This window comes from Streptococcus sp. HMSC072G04 (genome assembly GCF_001813295.1).
Taxonomy (GTDB): domain Bacteria; phylum Bacillota; class Bacilli; order Lactobacillales; family Streptococcaceae; genus Streptococcus.
Genome location: NZ_KV812027.1, coordinates 66,956 through 82,687, shown reverse-complemented (window position 1 = coordinate 82,687; position 15,732 = coordinate 66,956). Strand labels below are relative to the sequence as shown.

Annotated in this window: 12 protein-coding genes; 6 read left to right on the top strand and 6 right to left on the bottom strand. The window is 44.1% G+C overall.

The features are described from left to right. The first annotated feature begins 36 nt into the window (after positions 1-36). Positions 37-480 carry a D-aminoacyl-tRNA deacylase gene (gene dtd, locus HMPREF2904_RS06125; RefSeq protein WP_070661019.1) on the top strand — a complete coding sequence of 148 codons (444 nt, stop codon included), beginning with the start codon at positions 37-39 and terminating at the stop codon, positions 478-480. A gap of 21 nt (positions 481-501) precedes the next feature. Here dtd and HMPREF2904_RS06120 read toward each other — a convergent pair whose 3' ends face one another. After that, on the bottom strand, positions 502-1,155 hold the full coding sequence (locus HMPREF2904_RS06120; RefSeq protein ID WP_070661016.1) for a metal-dependent transcriptional regulator: 654 nt from the start codon (positions 1,153-1,155) through the stop codon (positions 502-504). Positions 1,156-1,279: 124 nt separating this feature from the next. Between HMPREF2904_RS06120 and HMPREF2904_RS06115 the strand changes: the two genes are divergently transcribed. Further along, positions 1,280-2,305: a DUF3114 domain-containing protein gene (locus tag HMPREF2904_RS06115; protein WP_070661014.1), complete on the top strand. Its 1,026-nt coding sequence runs from the start codon at positions 1,280-1,282 to the stop codon at positions 2,303-2,305. A gap of 322 nt (positions 2,306-2,627) precedes the next feature. On the opposite strand, the gene tpx is transcribed toward HMPREF2904_RS06115, so the two are convergent. The 4 genes from tpx to HMPREF2904_RS06095 form a co-directional block, all read right to left on the bottom strand. Next, complete coding sequence (tpx, locus tag HMPREF2904_RS06110) at positions 2,628-3,122, bottom strand: thiol peroxidase (protein ID WP_070661012.1); 495 nt, start codon at positions 3,120-3,122, stop codon at positions 2,628-2,630. Between the two features lie 87 nt (positions 3,123-3,209). Next, entirely contained in the window at positions 3,210-4,139 is a 930-nt protein-coding gene (gene fimA / locus HMPREF2904_RS06105; RefSeq protein WP_070661010.1) for a metal ABC transporter substrate-binding lipoprotein/fibrin-binding adhesin FimA, read from the bottom strand. A gap of 11 nt (positions 4,140-4,150) precedes the next feature. After that, a complete protein-coding gene (locus tag HMPREF2904_RS06100; protein ID WP_003004302.1) occupies positions 4,151-4,993 on the bottom strand; it encodes a metal ABC transporter permease in 843 nt (280 codons plus the stop codon). Beyond that, complete coding sequence (locus tag HMPREF2904_RS06095) at positions 4,990-5,712, bottom strand: metal ABC transporter ATP-binding protein (RefSeq protein ID WP_023919584.1); 723 nt, start codon at positions 5,710-5,712, stop codon at positions 4,990-4,992. The genes HMPREF2904_RS06100 and HMPREF2904_RS06095 overlap by 4 nt, the downstream gene beginning before the upstream one ends. Before the next feature lie 192 nt (positions 5,713-5,904). On the opposite strand from HMPREF2904_RS06095, the gene HMPREF2904_RS06090 reads away from it, so the two are divergent. Beyond that, positions 5,905-7,800: a M13 family metallopeptidase gene (locus HMPREF2904_RS06090; protein ID WP_070661008.1), complete on the top strand. Its 1,896-nt coding sequence runs from the start codon at positions 5,905-5,907 to the stop codon at positions 7,798-7,800. 388 nt (positions 7,801-8,188) lie between these two features. After that, the gene (locus HMPREF2904_RS06085) at positions 8,189-9,280 is read left to right on the top strand and encodes a glycerol dehydrogenase (RefSeq protein ID WP_070661007.1); all 1,092 of its coding nucleotides are present in this window, start codon (positions 8,189-8,191) and stop codon (positions 9,278-9,280) included. Between the two features lie 315 nt (positions 9,281-9,595). Here the strand turns inward: HMPREF2904_RS06085 and HMPREF2904_RS06080 are convergent, their stop codons facing one another. After that, entirely contained in the window at positions 9,596-10,918 is a 1,323-nt protein-coding gene (locus HMPREF2904_RS06080) for a DUF1958 domain-containing protein (RefSeq protein ID WP_070661006.1), read from the bottom strand. A gap of 165 nt (positions 10,919-11,083) precedes the next feature. Between HMPREF2904_RS06080 and HMPREF2904_RS06075 the strand changes: the two genes are divergently transcribed. Both HMPREF2904_RS06075 and leuS read left to right on the top strand, forming a co-directional pair. Further along, entirely contained in the window at positions 11,084-13,060 is a 1,977-nt protein-coding gene (locus tag HMPREF2904_RS06075) for a peptide ABC transporter substrate-binding protein (RefSeq protein WP_070661003.1), read from the top strand. A gap of 123 nt (positions 13,061-13,183) precedes the next feature. Continuing rightward, entirely contained in the window at positions 13,184-15,685 is a 2,502-nt protein-coding gene (leuS, locus tag HMPREF2904_RS06070) for a leucine--tRNA ligase (protein ID WP_070660999.1), read from the top strand. Positions 15,686-15,732 lie beyond the last annotated feature (47 nt).

Sequence of the window (15,732 nt, the reverse complement as noted above, 5' to 3'; positions counted from 1 at the left end):
TGAATGCTCAATAGATTTATAAAATAGGATAATAAAATGAAATTAGTAATTCAACGGGTCAAGAGTGCCTCGGTTTCCATTGATGGTCAAGTCTACAATGCGATCCAGCAAGGTTTGCTGCTCTTAGTGGGAGTAGGGCCTGAGGATGACCAGAAGGATTTGGAGTATGCGGTCCGCAAGGTATCGCAGATGCGTATTTTCTCAGATGAGGAAGATAAGATGAATCTTTCGGTCAAAGATATTCAAGGAGAAATCTTGTCGATCTCTCAATTTACCCTCTTTGCGGAGACAAAAAAAGGCAACCGTCCTGCTTTTATAGGGGCTGCCAAGCCAGAGATGGCCAGTCAGTTATATGATGCCTTTAATGATCAATTAGAAAAAGAAGTCCCTGTCAAACGAGGGATCTTTGGAGCCGATATGGCGATTGAATTGATCAATGATGGTCCGGTGACGATTTTACTAGATACAAAAAATCCATAAGTAAGAAAACATGCAGTCGGGTTAGACTGCATGTTTTTCGATATAGAGTTGTTGGGCGATCACTTGGTTGATAGAAATTTCTTGTCCATGGATAACGAAGTGATAGAGGCCTGTGTAGTCATCATACCGTTGAAACGCGATGGTATCGCCAATCTGGAGATGGATCTGGTCTAAGAATTTTAACAATTCATAGGTGTCATAGACTCTTTGCAGAATATACAGACCAGGCTCAGTCGTTTCACTGAGACGGTCTTGGTAGGCTTCGACAAGCCTTTCACCTTTCTTTGGAATTGTCCCACCATGAGGGCATGTCTTAGGATTTCCAAGCATGTGATCCAGCCGGTCGATGAAATGTTCAGAAACGGTATGCTCGAGAACTTCTGCCTCTTCATGGACTTCTTCAGTTGTGTAGCCAAGATTTTTCAGCAGAAATACTTCGATCAAGCGGTGCTTGCGGTAGAGATCAGAGACCAATTGCGAGCCCAGATCCGTTAGTAGATAGCCATGGGTCTTATCTTTCACTAGGAGACCCTCAGAGACCATCCGCTTAATCATCTCAGTCACAGCGGGTGGAGAGACCTGCATGCGACTAGCGATTTCCTTATTACTGATTTTTTCTACTTCTGTGCCAATTTCATAAATGCACTTGAGGTAATCTTCTTTGTTTGGTGTCATGCTTTCCTCTTTTCTTCGCTCACTTCTAGTATATCAAAAAAATCCTCAAAAACGCTAGTGGAGTAATGAGAATTGTCTCAAGCTCCAAAAGATGGTAGTATAGAAGCATAGAAAGGACGGCATTATGAACAGACGGGAATTAGCGAGACTAGGCTGGAGAGAAAAAAGTTTAGCCTATCTAGAGAAGCACTTGCAGGGATACAAAGACCCACAAGCCTACCAAGAACAATACCAGTCTGTCTTTTTCTTTGCCAGTCCTCTGTTTCAAAAAATGTGGTTTCAAGAGATCAAGGATCTAACGGAAATTGCTGCCCAAGACTTGCTGAGGGGCGTCATGAAAATTCTCCTAATGCCGAGTGACTTGTCTGGAACTTGTGAAGAAACAGCCTTTCTTCTGAGTAGGATGGCTCCAGATTGTCCACCAGGTTCCGACTTTTGGAAGGCTTTTTCACGCGTCGTGCAGGTCGCTTTTGAAAGGGATCCCTTGGCGGACCAGTCGGGAGATCAGCTCTTGAAACGCCAGATTCACCAGTTGCGTTACCTACTTTCAAGTTACCAGGCACAATGGATTAGGATGCATAATGCGAGAGCTGGACAGACTGACGAGGAGGCCTTACAAGCTTACCTACAGGAGGCTAGAGCGGTCACGGTGGATGCTTATGCGGCTGCTCGCCTTCACAACAAGGTCTCCCTAGGGCCAGATGGTCACCTTCATTATCCATCAGGAGCCTCCCGACAAGTCAATTTCAAGGTCTTGTTAAATTTTCATACGGAGTATATTCTCGACCAAGCTGGGCATTTCCTCAATGAAGTCGATCCAGTAGAAGTTTCTGAAAATGGCATTGTCAATGGTGCCAGTTTTAACTACGGGTTGGCTAGGGGCCGGACCCATAAGGACTTAGATATTGACCCCGTCAAAGCTTGGGACCCAGCCTTTCGCAAGCAGGTCCTTTATCGCCAAGGTGTTCGCTATCTAGCTCCGAAGAATGACCGCGGAGAGCAAGGTTATTGGAGTCGAAAAGGAGTCTTTGCACAAGGAGGCAAAAGCTATAAGCAACAAGTAGCACAGCGCGTGCGAAGTTTCCTCAGAGGCATCCCTCGCTTACGCTGGCGGGTCCTCCTCCAGAATGGGCTCCATCGGATTTTATAGCAGTCCTCTTTCAGATTGAAGACAAAGGTCTCTTAGAAACTTTCCTTAGGTGAGTACGGACGTTAGGTGAAATTATCCAGTGGATGATTTCAGCAATCCAGGAAGTTCCATGACTTAGTTTTGAACCTAAAGTTTCAAAACTCCCGAGTGCTAGAAACAATCGTGTTTCTAGCACTTTTCTCACGGTGGAAAGTTTCAGTATATGTTGAATGAGCCTAATAGTGTCTACCTCATTTTATTTTTTTTCAGCATCATTTAGGTTCTTTTACGTAAAAGTAGTTTGTTTATATTAAAAAAAGAGGTCGCAGACCTCTTTTTATGTTTATCCAAGTGTTTTGACGGCTTTGATTGCAGCGTCGTAATTGGGTTCGCTGTTAATGTTGTCTAGGTATTCAACGTAAGTCACCTTGTTGTCTGCATCTAAGACCAAGACAGCGCGCGCAAGCAAGTGCCATTCATTGATCAAGAGACCGTAAGCTTTCCCGAAGGAATGGTCATAGTAGTCTGAGAGCATGATAGCATTTTCGATCCCTTCAGCAGCACACCATTTGCCTTGGGCGAAAGGAAGGTCGACGGAAACCGTCAAGACCACAGTGTCCTCCATGTCAGAGAGGGCCTGGTTGAAGTGACGTGTTTGAGTGGAACAGATACCTGTATCAATAGAAGGGATCACACTGAGAACTTTTTTCTTCCCAGCAAAATCAGCCAAAGATTTTTTCTCCAAGTTTGGTGTAGTCAGTGAAAAGTCATGAGCAGTATCACCAACTTGAAGTTGAGATCCAGTAAAGGTAACAGGGTTTCCTAAAAATGTTGTCATAGCAAAGACTCCTTTTTTCTTTTCATTGTACATCAATGAAGGGGGAAGAGCCACTGATTTGTTTGAGAATCTAATCAGTTTGGAATCTTATTTGTTCAAACCTTCTGCGATTTTCTCCAAATTCCATTTCATCATGCTGTAGTAGCTATCGCCCTTTTCTCCTTCTTTGGCAATGGAATCAGTGAAGATCTTTGCATAGATTGGGATGTCGGTATCTTTAGACACAGTTTTCATAGGACGTTCATCGACACTGGATTCAACAAAGAGGGCAGGCACCTTGGTTTGCCGGAGCTTTTCTACCAGCGTTTTGATTTGGTCAGGTGTGCCTTCTTCTTCCGTATTGATTTCCCAGATATAGGCGGATGGGACGCCGTAGGCTTTGGAGAAGTATTTGAAGCAGCCTTCGCTGGTTACAATCATCTTCTTCTCTTCTGGGATATTGTTGAATTTTTGTTTGGCTTCTTGGTCGAGCTTGCTGAGTTTTTCAGTATAGGCAGCTAGATTTTTTTCGTAGAAGTCCTTGTTTTTGGGATCTTTTGCGATCAATTGTTTGGCAATGTTTTTAGCGTAGAGGATCCCGTTTTCGAGATTGAGCCAAGCGTGAGGGTCTTCTTTTCCAGCTTGGTTTTGGCCTTCCAAGTAGATGACGTCGACTCCGTCGCTAGCTGCGAAATAGTCTTTGTTTTCAACTTTATTGGCATTTTTGACCAATTTAGTAAACCAAGCATTGCCACCGGTTTCGAGGTTGATCCCGTTGTAGAAGATGAGGTCTGCTTGCGAAGTCTTTTTGACATCTTCTGGAAGCGGTTCGTACTCGTGAGGATCTTTGCCGACAGGAACGATACTGTGCAGCTCGATCTTATCCCCAGCTATATTTTTGGTGATATCTGCAAGGATGGAGTTGGTGGTGACCACTTTCAATTTATCAGAAGCTCCAGAAGAAGAGCCTTTGCTACAGGCCAACAGACCAAATAAGAGCGCCACAAAGAGGGCGAGGATAGAAGTGAATTTTTTCATGGTTTTCTCCTTTAATGAGATGAAAGAGCGTGCTTATTCTTTCTCTGCTTAGGAGCGATAAAGAAGCTGATGAGAAAGAAGACAGCAGAAGTGAGGACAATACAAGACCCGACGGCGATGTTTAAGCTATAGCCAATAAAGAGTCCCAGGATGGATGCAAGAGCACCTAATCCGGATGAAAGGAGCATCATGGACCAGAGACTATTGGTATAGAGATAGGCCGTCGCAGCGGGTGTAATGAGCATGGCGACGATGAGAATGGTTCCGACACTCTGCATAGCAGTGACAGAAACCAAGGTCAAGAGCACCATAAGGAGGTAGTGATAGACCTTGACCCGGACGCCCATGGATTGAGCCAGAACAGGATCAAAAGATGTGAGCAGTAAGGGTCGAAAGAGTAGGACAATCACCAGCAAGACCGCAGCACCAACACCGATGGTTATCCACATATCCCGGTCTTGGACGGCCAAGATATTCCCAAAGAGGATGTGGAAAAGGTCGGTGGAACTTTTAGCGACTCCAATCAGGATGACTCCTAAGGCGAGGAAAGAAGAAAAGGTAATCCCAATTGCAGTGTCGCTCTTGATGATGGAGTTGCTCTTGATATAGGTGATAAGGACGGACGCCAGGAGGCCAAAGACAATAGCGCCAATAAAGAAATTGATGCCCAGGATAAAGGAGAGAGCCACACCAGGAAGAACTGCGTGTGAGATAGCGTCTCCCATGAGAGACATGCCTCTTAAAATAATGAAGCATCCAACGGCTCCAGCGACAATCCCGATGGCGATGGCTGTGATCAGGGCATTCTGTAAGAAGTGGAATTGCTGTAATCCATCGATAAATTCTGTAATCATCCGACGCCACCTCCTATAAAGAGTTCATGCCCATAGGCTGCATGCAGATTTTCTTTGGTAAAGGTTTCCTCTGTTTTCCCAAATGCAATCAGTTTACGATGAAGGAGGAGGACCTGGTCGAAATAAGCTGGGACCTTGCTGAGGTCGTGATGGACGATCAGAATGGTCTTGCCTTCTTGTTTCAAGGTCTGGAGGGTCTGCATGATGATGTCTTCGCTGACAGAGTCAATCCCTGCGAAGGGCTCATCCAAAAAAATGACATCCGCTTCTTGGACCAAGCAGCGGGCGATCAGCACCCGTTGGAATTGCCCTCCTGAAAGCTGGCCGATCTGGCGATCCGCTAGATCAAGAAGATTGACAAGTTTCAAGGCATTTTCCACTTTTTGGAGATCTTCTTTGCTTTTTCTCTTGAAGATAGAAAGGTGGGGATAAAGACCCAGTGAGATGCACTCTCTCACCGTGATGGGAAAGTGGAAATCAATAGCGGATTTCTGTTCGACGTAGGCCACCCGTTGAAGAACTTGGCTGAGATCTTTTTGATCGAGCTGGACCTTTCCCGCATGAGGGAGAAGTCCTAGCATGGCCTTGATTAGGGTTGATTTTCCAGCCCCATTGGGGCCAAGAATGCCTAGGATGGTTGGACCCTGGATGGTGAGGGAAAGATCCTCCAAGGCCAGTGTTTGCTGGTAAGCAACACTGAGATGTTCAATTTGAATCATGATTTTGCTCCTTTACCATTAATATACATGAATAAAAAAATTAAGTCAAGTTAATTTTTGAAATAATTATACACGAATAAAAAGTTAAGTCAAGTTAATTTTTAAAATAATTCAACTTAAATCTCTTGAAATCATTGAAAAAAGTTCCTATTTTTGATAAGGTTATTACAAAAGAATGAAAGCGAGAAGATCATGGTACGTTTACAAGATGATTTTTATGATTACGTCAATGGGGAATGGGCTGAGACAGCTGTGATTCCTGATGACAAACCGTCAACTGGTGGTTTTATGGACTTGATCCAAGACATCGAAAACTTGATGTTGGATATCACTGGAAAATGGCAACGGGGAGAAGAGCTGCCTGAAGATAGCATTCTGCAAAACTTTGTCAAATACCATAAAATGGTGGCAGATTTTGATGCGCGAGAAGCAGCTGGTGTGGCACCAGTCATGCCCTTGATCAATGAAATTAAGGCTCTGTCTTCTTTTGAAGACTATACCAGCAAGTTGGGGACCTATGAACTAGCTGGCAAACCAAATCTCATGCCATTTAGCGTGTCACCAGACTTTATGAATGCCCAAATGAATGTCTTGTGGGGAGAGTCTCTTGCTCTCATCTTGCCAGATACAACCTATTATGAAGATGGCAACGAAAAAGGCCCAGAATTACTGGCTATCTGGCGCCAAATGATGGAAAAACTCTTACCTAAATTTGAATTCTCAGAGGAAGAAATCAAGGATATCCTGGATAAGGTCATTGCGGCGGATGCAGAATTGGCCAAATATGTTTTGTCAAATGAAGAAAGATCAGAGTACAACAAACTCTATCATCCTTATGAGTGGGCAGATTTCAAGGCCTTGGTCCCAGAATTGCCACTCGATGCCTTCTTTACTGAAGTGATCGGACAAACACCAGATAAAATCATCGTGCCAGAAGAGCGTTTCTGGAAGGAATTCGCACCAAAATACTACTCGGCAGCCAACTGGGAAACCATTCATGCCAAATTGAAACTTGGTGCAGCTTTAGATTGGACGTCTTTCTTGACGGAAGAAATCCGTGTCTTGTCTGGTGAATATGGACGGATCATCACGGGGATTCCAGAACCTCGTCCAAAAGAAAAAGCCGCTCTGGCCTTGGCAGAAGGACCTTATAGCCAAGCACTTGGACTCTGGTATGCGGGAGAAAAATTCTCACCAGAAGCAAAAGCAGACGTAGAGCATAAAGTAGCGACCATGATTGACGTCTATAAGGAGCGCTTAGAAAAAGCAGACTGGCTCGCTCCTGAAACTCGTGAAAAAGCCATTGTCAAACTCAATGTCATCACACCACATATCGGCTACCCTGAAAAATTACCAGAAACATACGCCAAAAAGATCATCGACGAAAGCAAGACCTTGGTTGAAAATGCTCAAGCCCTTTACGAAATTTCCATTGCCCATACTTGGAGCAAGTGGAACCAACCGGTTGATCGAAGCGAATGGCACATGCCAGCCCATCTGGTCAATGCCTACTATGATCCGCAACAAAACCAAATCGTCTTCCCAGCAGCGATTTTACAAGCACCTTTCTATGACCTTCACCAATCATCATCAGCCAACTACGGCGGAATCGGTGCAGTCATTGCCCATGAAATCTCCCACGCCTTTGACACCAATGGTGCTTCCTTTGATGAGCACGGTAGCTTGAAAGACTGGTGGAAGCCAGAGGACTACGAAGCCTTTACAGCTCGCACGCAAAAAGTTATCGATCAGTTCGAAGGTCAAGACTCTTACGGTGCTAAGATCAACGGGAAATTGACTGTTTCTGAGAACGTAGCAGACCTCGGAGGAATCGCTGCAGCCCTTGAAGCCGCTAAGAAAGAAGCAGACTTCTCAGCAGAAGAATTCTTCACCAACTTTGCTCGCATCTGGCGCATGAAAGCTCGGACAGAGTACATGCAACTCCTCGCAAGTGTTGATGTCCACGCACCAGGAAAACTCCGTACCAATGTTCAATTGCCAAACTTTGACGAATTCTTTGAAACCTTTGATGTCAAAGAAGGCGACGGCATGTGGCGCGCACCAGAAGATCGTGTGATTATTTGGTAAACTAAGATAGGAGAGACGATTCGGTTTACCGAAACTTCCTGCAGAAAAATAGGAAATCAATGCCGCATTCCCTGAATGCCAATTGATTTATCTTTTTTCCAAAGGAAGTAGTCTCGACTTCAGTTAAGCCATTGATTGATTTTCTCAATGCTTGTAAAAAAATAAAAATCCCAAAAGCCAAGTTTCAATCTACTGAAACTAGCTTTGGGGATTTTTGAGTGGATTAGAAATCAGAAGAGATATCAAATAATCAAATAATAATGAAGCGTTTTCAATGGCTGCCTGAACAGATAAATTTAATTGATTGCAGCCTTGTATAATTCTTTGACTTTCATAGAAATAAATGCTACTATGAGTGTGAACTAAATAAATTTTAAAGGAGTAGACTATGAGAAATTTTGCAAGTCCGTCACGTTACATTCAAGGTGAGAATGCCTTATTTGAAAATGCGCAATCTATTTCAGAATTAGGGACTCACCCTGTTTTGCTATGTGATTCAGTGGTCTATGATATCGTAGGGAAGCGTTTTGAAGAATACCTTGGTCAAAATGGGCTCACGGTTTTGCCAGTCTTCTTCAATGGAGAAGCTTCTGACAACGAAATCAATCGTGTGGTTAGTCTGGCAGAAGAAAATGGCTGTAATTTGGTCATTGGACTTGGTGGAGGAAAGACCATCGATAGTGCAAAAGCTATTGCTGATCTTCTAAAATCACCAGTTGTGATTGCTCCGACCATCGCCTCTACAGATGCTCCCGTTTCAGCCTTGTCGGTTATCTATACGGATGAGGGTGCCTTTGAGCGCTATATCTTCTATTCTAAGAACCCAGAATTGGTCTTGGTGGATAGCAAAGTGATCTCTCAAGCACCAAAACGTTTGCTCGCCTCTGGTATCGCAGATGGCCTAGCGACTTGGGTAGAAGCGCGTGCGGTTTTGCAAGCGAATGGAAAAACCATGTTGGGTCAACGACAAACCTTAGCGGGTGTCGCCATTGCACAACGTTGTGAAGAAACCTTATTTGCTGATGGTCTCCAAGCCATGGCTGCTTGTGAAGCCAAAGTCGTAACCCCTGCTCTTGAAAACATTATCGAAGCCAATACTCTTCTTAGTGGGATTGGGTTTGAAAGTGGTGGGTTAGCAGCGGCCCATGCCATCCATAATGGCTTTACAGCCCTTACTGGGGACATCCACCATTTGACACACGGTGAAAAAGTAGCTTATGGAACCTTGGTTCAATTGTTCTTGGAAAACCGTCCTAAGGAAGAATTGAATAAATACATTCGTTTCTATCAACAAATCGGCATGCCAACCACTCTGAAAGAAATGCATCTTGAAACTGCAAGTTATGAAGATCTTCTCAAAGTTGGTCAACAAGCCACCATCGAAGGAGAAACCATCCATCAAATGCCATTTGAAGTGAAGGCTTCTGATATTGCCCAAGCCATCGTAGCAGTAGATGCCTACGTTCAAGGTTTAGACTAAATCAATATCTGTCATTCACAGATAATGTAGACAAACTGATTTTTTACATCAAACAAACTAATGGATGCCTAAAAAATTAAAATTAGATACTTTTTAAGGCTCATTAAAAAATACTTAGGAACTTTCCGCCGTGAGAAAAGTGCCTGAAAACAATTGTTTCAGGCACTCGGGAGTTTTGAGACCTTAGGCTCAAAACTAAGTCATGGAACTTCTTAGAAGGTCGCTGACGTCCGTACTCACCTAAGGAAAGTTTCTAAGATGACTTTGTCAACAAACCAAGAACTCCCATACCTTATGGTAATGGGAGTTCTTTTTCTATTTTCTTCTTTTTGGATCGGTTTGTTTAAAGATCAGGTATAAAATTCCGGCAGGCAGGAAGCAGAAGAGCCACATAACATCTAGTCCCTTGCTTTTACTGCTAAAGGTCGTTGTTTTAGACTCATTGACGGTCACTCCCGCTTTAATACTTGGAGATACCTGTTGCAAGCCGTTCTGAACGACTAGGCGGTTGTCTTCCAGTTTAAGGGCTGGCTTCGTCCCCTTCTTAACGGTCGCATAGAAGTCTTGCTTCAGCTGAATGGTCTTCCCGTCGATGGTATGATCGCCTGCAGAAAGGATTTTTTTATACTGGTAGTCTGCGAACATTTTCTCAGCCAAGGTATTCCCGATTTGATTGCGGTAGCTTTCGGCGATCTCGACATCGTAGTTTCCAACCCCCAAAATCACTTCGATAATCCGCTGTTTACCCCGCTTGGTTGTCGCGGTGTAGTTGTAGTCAGCAGTTGGGCTGGATCCAGTTTTGAGTCCATCTGTTCCTTTAAGGGCGAACTTTCCACCTTCGAGGGAAGTATTGTAGTTATCGTAGCTTTGCTCGTAGGGGGTTCCTTCCATGATCGTAGTGTGAGCTTGCTTGGTGTATTCCAACATTTCTGGCAGGTCGTTTACGATGTGATAAGCCAGAATAGACATGTCCCGCGCTGTGATTTCGTTATTCGCATTGACATCGTAGCGCTGAGGATTGTAGTAGCCCTGAAGGACCGAAATCATCGCCCCATTTGGATTGTGCCATTTGGTATGGCTCATCCCCATTTCTTGCGCGTACTGATTCATTAAGTCCAAAAACTTATCGGGATCATTGTCAGTGACGGCGTTGGCGAGCATAATCACGGCTGCACTAGAAGATGGAACAAAGAGCATCTTGATCAATTCCGATACCTTGTAGTCAACACCAGCTACAATAGGTGAGTTACTTAAAAGATTGTTTTCCGAGATGGCTTGGTCTGCCTCTGTTGCTGTGACCACGGTATCGTACTTGATCTTGCCTTCCTTAAGGGCCCGAAAGACCACATAGGCACTCATGAGTTTGGCCATGCTTCCTGAGTCCCGGACCGTGTCGATATTATCTCCGTACAATATAGCTCCAGTATTGGCGTCGATGACGATGTCAGCCTTAGGTTTGTAAAAATCGTCCAATACCAGTCCAGCATCAGCTGCGATTTTCATGACATCTTCTTGCTGGTAGATGTCGTCCGCAAAGGCAGTGGAAATAGGGCCTAATGTCAAGACTCCTACAAGGAGGGACAAGAGGCTGTGTTTTAGTCGTTTGTGTAAATGTCTCCCATAATTCATAGATTCCATTATATCATACAGGCCAGAGATTCAACTTGAAAAAATTCTAGAAAAAGAAGAAATTGAAAAAATAAAGAAGAAATAGAATAATTTCACAGTAAAAGCGTTTACATTTCCCTAGAAAGTGCTATAATTTAAATTGAGTATAACATTTTTTACAATGAGGTGATTTATATGAACAAAGGGAAGGTACTCTTAGCTACCAGCGCTCTGCTTTTATCAGCTGGTGTACTGGCAGCCTGCTCAGGAGGGAAATCTAGTAGCTCTGGTGGTCAGACCTATAGCTATGTCTATACCCAGGATCCAGATACCTTAGACTACTCGATTTCTAATAAAAAATCGACTTCCGAGTTTACAGGAAATGCGATAGATGGCTTGTTGGAAGTGGACAAGTACGGGAACTTGATCCCATCGCTTGCTAAAGACTGGACTGTTTCCAAGGATGGCTTGACCTATACTTATAAACTCCGTAAAGGGGTCAAATGGATGACTTCTGAAGGGGAAGAATATGGAGAAGTCAAGGCTCAAGACTTTGTCACAGGTCTCAAGCACGCGGCAGACAAGAAATCACAAGCGATTTACTTGGTCCAAAAATCTGTCAAAGGTTTGGATGATTATGTTTCAGGGAAGACATCTGATTTCTCAACTGTTGGTGTAAAAGCTATTGATGATTACACCGTTCAATATACTTTGAGTCAACCAGAAAGTTTCTGGAATTCTAAGACTACGATGGGGATCTTGATGCCGGTCAACGAAGAATTCCTGAAATCTAAAGGAGATGACTATGGTCAAGGAACTTCTCCATCTAGTATCCTATACTGTGGTCCTTATTTGATCAAATCCATCACTTCTAAATCTTCTGCGACATTGGAAAAGAACCCAACATACTGGGATGCGGACAATGTCAAGATCGGTAAAGTCAAGTTGACCTATTATGATGGACAAGATTCAGAATCCTTGATCCGTGGATTTGATAAAGGTGACTATACGGTTGCCCGTGTCTTCCCAAGTGGCTCTAACTATAAGAGTGTAGAGAAGAAACACAAAGACGATATCGTCTTTAGTGACCAAGGTTCATCTACCTACAACCTTTCCTTCAACATTGACCGTCAGTCTTATGAAATTACAGCCAAGACCACAGATGCACAAAAGACTTCAACTAAGAAAGCAATCTTAAATAAGGACTTCCGTCAAGCCATTATGTTTGCCTTCAACCGTAAGGCATATGTAGCTCAGGCGAACGGGGAAGCTGCTGCCAATAAGGTCATCCGTAATACCTTTACGCCACCAAACTTTGTCCAAATCAATGGCCAACAATTTGGGGATGCAGTAGAAAAAGACTTGGAAGCTTATGGGGATGAATGGAAAGGGGTCTCTGTCGCAGATGGAAAAGATACCCTCTACAATCCAACCAAGGCCAAAGAAGAGTTTGCAAAAGCCAAGGCAGATTTGCAGGCTCAAGGAGTTGAATTCCCAATTCATTTGGACCTTCCAACTTCTTCAACTTATACAGAAGGAATCAAACAAGCCCAATCCTTCAAACAGTCGATCGAGTCAACTTTAGGAGCAGAAAATATTGTTATTGATCTGAAAATGATCTCAGATGATGATCTTCAACGGGTCACCTACTTTGCTGAAAATGCATCGCAACAAGACTGGGATTTGAACAATAACTTGGGTTGGGGACCAGACTATACGGACCCATCTTCTTACATTGATATCACTAGTGGTAAATCCGGCGAAAACGCCAATTCTTACTTTGGATTCGATGCTGGTACGGATAATGCAGCCGCAAAAGCAGCTGGTTTTGATGAATATGATCAATTGATCGAAGATGCGCACAATGAAACCAAAGATGTGAACAAGCGTTACGAAAAATATGCTGCTGCTCAAGCTTGGTTGACCGACAGTGCCCTCTTGATTCCGATCCATTCAGATGGAGCTTCTCCAGGTGTTCGTAAGACTGTACCATACTCTGCAGCCTTTGCTTGGACAGGCCACAAGGGTCAATCCTTCAACTATAAATATTTGGAAGTTCAAGACAAGGTCGTATCTGCTAAAGACTACGACAAAGCGCGTGAACAATGGAAGAAAGAAAAAGAAAAATCCAATAAAAAAGCGCAAGAAGAACTTGAAAAGCATGTGAAATAGACTTTTCTTGAAGAAAACAGGAGAGACAGGTCCCGTATGGGACCTGTCTTTTTCTTTGTCTGAACCTTTAAAAATCGCCTAAAAATGGTATAATAGGAGCATCACGAAAATTGGAGAGACGCTATGAGTTTTTACAATCATAAAGAAATCGAGCCTAAGTGGCAAAAATACTGGGCTGACCATCACACCTTTAAGACAGGAACAGATGCTTCAAAACCTAAGTTTTATGCATTGGACATGTTCCCTTACCCATCTGGAGCGGGTCTTCACGTAGGACACCCAGAAGGCTACACAGCAACAGATATCCTTAGCCGTTTCAAACGTGCCCAAGGCTACAATGTCCTTCACCCAATGGGCTGGGATGCCTTTGGTTTGCCTGCAGAGCAATACGCTATGGATACAGGGAATGACCCAGCGGAATTCACAGCAGAAAACATTGCCAACTTTAAACGTCAAATCAATGCGCTTGGCTTCTCTTACGACTGGGACCGTGAAGTCAATACGACAGATCCGAACTACTACAAGTGGACGCAATGGATTTTCACCAAGCTTTACGAAAAAGGCTTGGCTTATGAAGCGGAAGTGCCAGTAAACTGGGTTGAGGAACTAGGAACAGCTATTGCCAACGAAGAAGTTCTTCCAGATGGAACCTCTGAGCGTGGGGGCTATCCAGTTGTCCGCAAACCAATGCGCCAATGGATGCTTAAAATCACGGCCTATGCGGAGCGCTTGCTCAATGACTTGGATGATCTTGACTGGCCAGAGTCTATCAAGGACATGCAACGCAACTGGATTGGTAAATCAACTGGTGCTAACGTAACTTTCAAAGTAAAAGGAACAGACAAGGAATTCACCGTCTTTACGACTCGTCCAGATACACTTTTTGGTGCGACCTTCACTGTTTTGGCGCCTGAGCATGACTTGGTTGACGCTATTACAAGCCCAGAGCAGGCTCAAGCTGTAGCGGACTACAAACACCAAGCTAGCCTCAAATCAGACTTGGCTCGTACAGACCTTGCCAAGGAAAAAACAGGAGTTTGGACTGGTGCTTATGCTATCAACCCTGTTAATGGCAAAGAAATTCCAATCTGGATTGCGGACTATGTTCTTGCTAGCTACGGAACAGGTGCTGTTATGGCCGTACCTGCCCACGATGAGCGTGACTGGGAATTTGCTAAACAGTTTGGTCTTCCAATCGTAGAAGTCTTGGAAGGTGGAGACGTAGCAGAAGCTGCCTACACAGAAGATGGGCTTCACGTCAACTCTGATTTCTTGAACGGTCTCAACAAAGAAGAAGCGATTGCTAAAATTGTAGCTTGGCTAGAAGAAAAAGGCTTTGGTCAAGAAAAGGTGACCTACCGTCTCCGCGACTGGCTCTTTAGCCGTCAACGTTACTGGGGTGAACCAATCCCAATCATTCATTGGGAAGATGGAACTTCAACAGCTGTGCCAGAAAGTGAACTGCCGCTTGTCTTGCCAGTAACCAAGGACATCCGCCCTTCAGGTACTGGGGAAAGCCCATTGGCTAACTTGACAGATTGGCTTGAAGTGACTCGTGAGGATGGTGTCAAAGGTCGTCGTGAAACCAATACCATGCCACAATGGGCCGGTTCAAGCTGGTACTACCTCCGCTATATCGATCCACACAACACTGAGAAATTGGCTGACGAGGATCTCCTCAAACAATGGTTGCCAGTCGATATCTACGTAGGTGGTGCAGAACACGCTGTGCTTCACTTGCTCTACGCTCGTTTCTGGCATAAGTTCCTCTATGACCTTGGTGTTGTACCGACTAAAGAGCCATTCCAAAAACTCTTTAACCAAGGAATGATCTTGGGAACAAGCTACCGTGACCACCGTGGAGCTCTTGTGGCAACTGACAAGGTTGAAAAACGTGACGGTTCCTTCTTCCATGTTGAAACAGGAGAAGAATTGGAGCAAGCGCCAGCTAAGATGTCGAAATCCCTCAAGAACGTTGTCAACCCAGACGATGTGGTGGAACAATACGGTGCGGATACCCTTCGTGTCTATGAAATGTTCATGGGACCACTCGATGCTTCTATCGCTTGGTCTGAAGAAGGATTGGAAGGAAGCCGTAAATTCCTTGACCGTGTTTACCGTTTGATCACAAGTAAAGAAATCGTTGCGGAAAACAATGGCGCTCTAGACAAGGTTTACAACGAAACTGTTAAGTCTGTCACTGAGCAAATCGAGTCTATGAAATTCAACACAGCCATTGCTCAGCTCATGGTCTTTGTCAATGCGGCGAACAAGGAAGACAAACTCTATGTGGATTATGCCAAAGGCTTTATCCAATTGATCGCTCCATTTGCGCCTCACTTGGCAGAAGAACTCTGGCAAACAGTCGCAGCAACAGGCGAGTCTATCTCTTATGTGGCTTGGCCAACATGGGACGAAAGCAAATTGGTTGAAGACGAAATTGAAATCGTCGTTCAAATCAAAGGAAAAGTCCGTGCTAAACTCATGGTCGCGAAAGATCTTTCACGCGAAGAATTGCAAGAAGTCGCTCTAGCTGACGAAAAAGTCAAAGCAGAAATCGATGGCAAGGACATCGTGAAAGTGATTAGTGTCCCTAATAAACTCGTTAACATCGTCGTTAAATAACGAGTTTATTAGCCCTATCTGCCACCTTCAATAGTCCACTGGACTAT

Excerpts from the sequence above, each read along its gene's own strand:
- leuS (WP_070660999.1), top strand. The coding sequence starts at position 13,184 with ATGAGTTTTTACAATCATAAAGAAATCGAGCCTAAGTGGCAAAAATAC.
- dtd (WP_070661019.1), top strand. The coding sequence starts at position 37 with ATGAAATTAGTAATTCAACGGGTCAAGAGTGCCTCGGTTTCCATTGAT.
- HMPREF2904_RS06095 (WP_023919584.1), bottom strand. The coding sequence starts at position 5,712 with ATGATTCAAATTGAACATCTCAGTGTTGCTTACCAGCAAACACTGGCC.
- fimA (WP_070661010.1), bottom strand. The coding sequence starts at position 4,139 with ATGAAAAAATTCACTTCTATCCTCGCCCTCTTTGTGGCGCTCTTATTT.
- HMPREF2904_RS06075 (WP_070661003.1), top strand. The coding sequence starts at position 11,084 with ATGAACAAAGGGAAGGTACTCTTAGCTACCAGCGCTCTGCTTTTATCA.
- HMPREF2904_RS06080 (WP_070661006.1), bottom strand. The coding sequence starts at position 10,918 with ATGGAATCTATGAATTATGGGAGACATTTACACAAACGACTAAAACAC.
- tpx (WP_070661012.1), bottom strand. The coding sequence starts at position 3,122 with ATGACAACATTTTTAGGAAACCCTGTTACCTTTACTGGATCTCAACTT.
- HMPREF2904_RS06120 (WP_070661016.1), bottom strand. The coding sequence starts at position 1,155 with ATGACACCAAACAAAGAAGATTACCTCAAGTGCATTTATGAAATTGGC.
- HMPREF2904_RS06090 (WP_070661008.1), top strand. The coding sequence starts at position 5,905 with ATGGTACGTTTACAAGATGATTTTTATGATTACGTCAATGGGGAATGG.
- HMPREF2904_RS06100 (WP_003004302.1), bottom strand. The coding sequence starts at position 4,993 with ATGATTACAGAATTTATCGATGGATTACAGCAATTCCACTTCTTACAG.
- HMPREF2904_RS06115 (WP_070661014.1), top strand. The coding sequence starts at position 1,280 with ATGAACAGACGGGAATTAGCGAGACTAGGCTGGAGAGAAAAAAGTTTA.
- HMPREF2904_RS06085 (WP_070661007.1), top strand. The coding sequence starts at position 8,189 with ATGAGAAATTTTGCAAGTCCGTCACGTTACATTCAAGGTGAGAATGCC.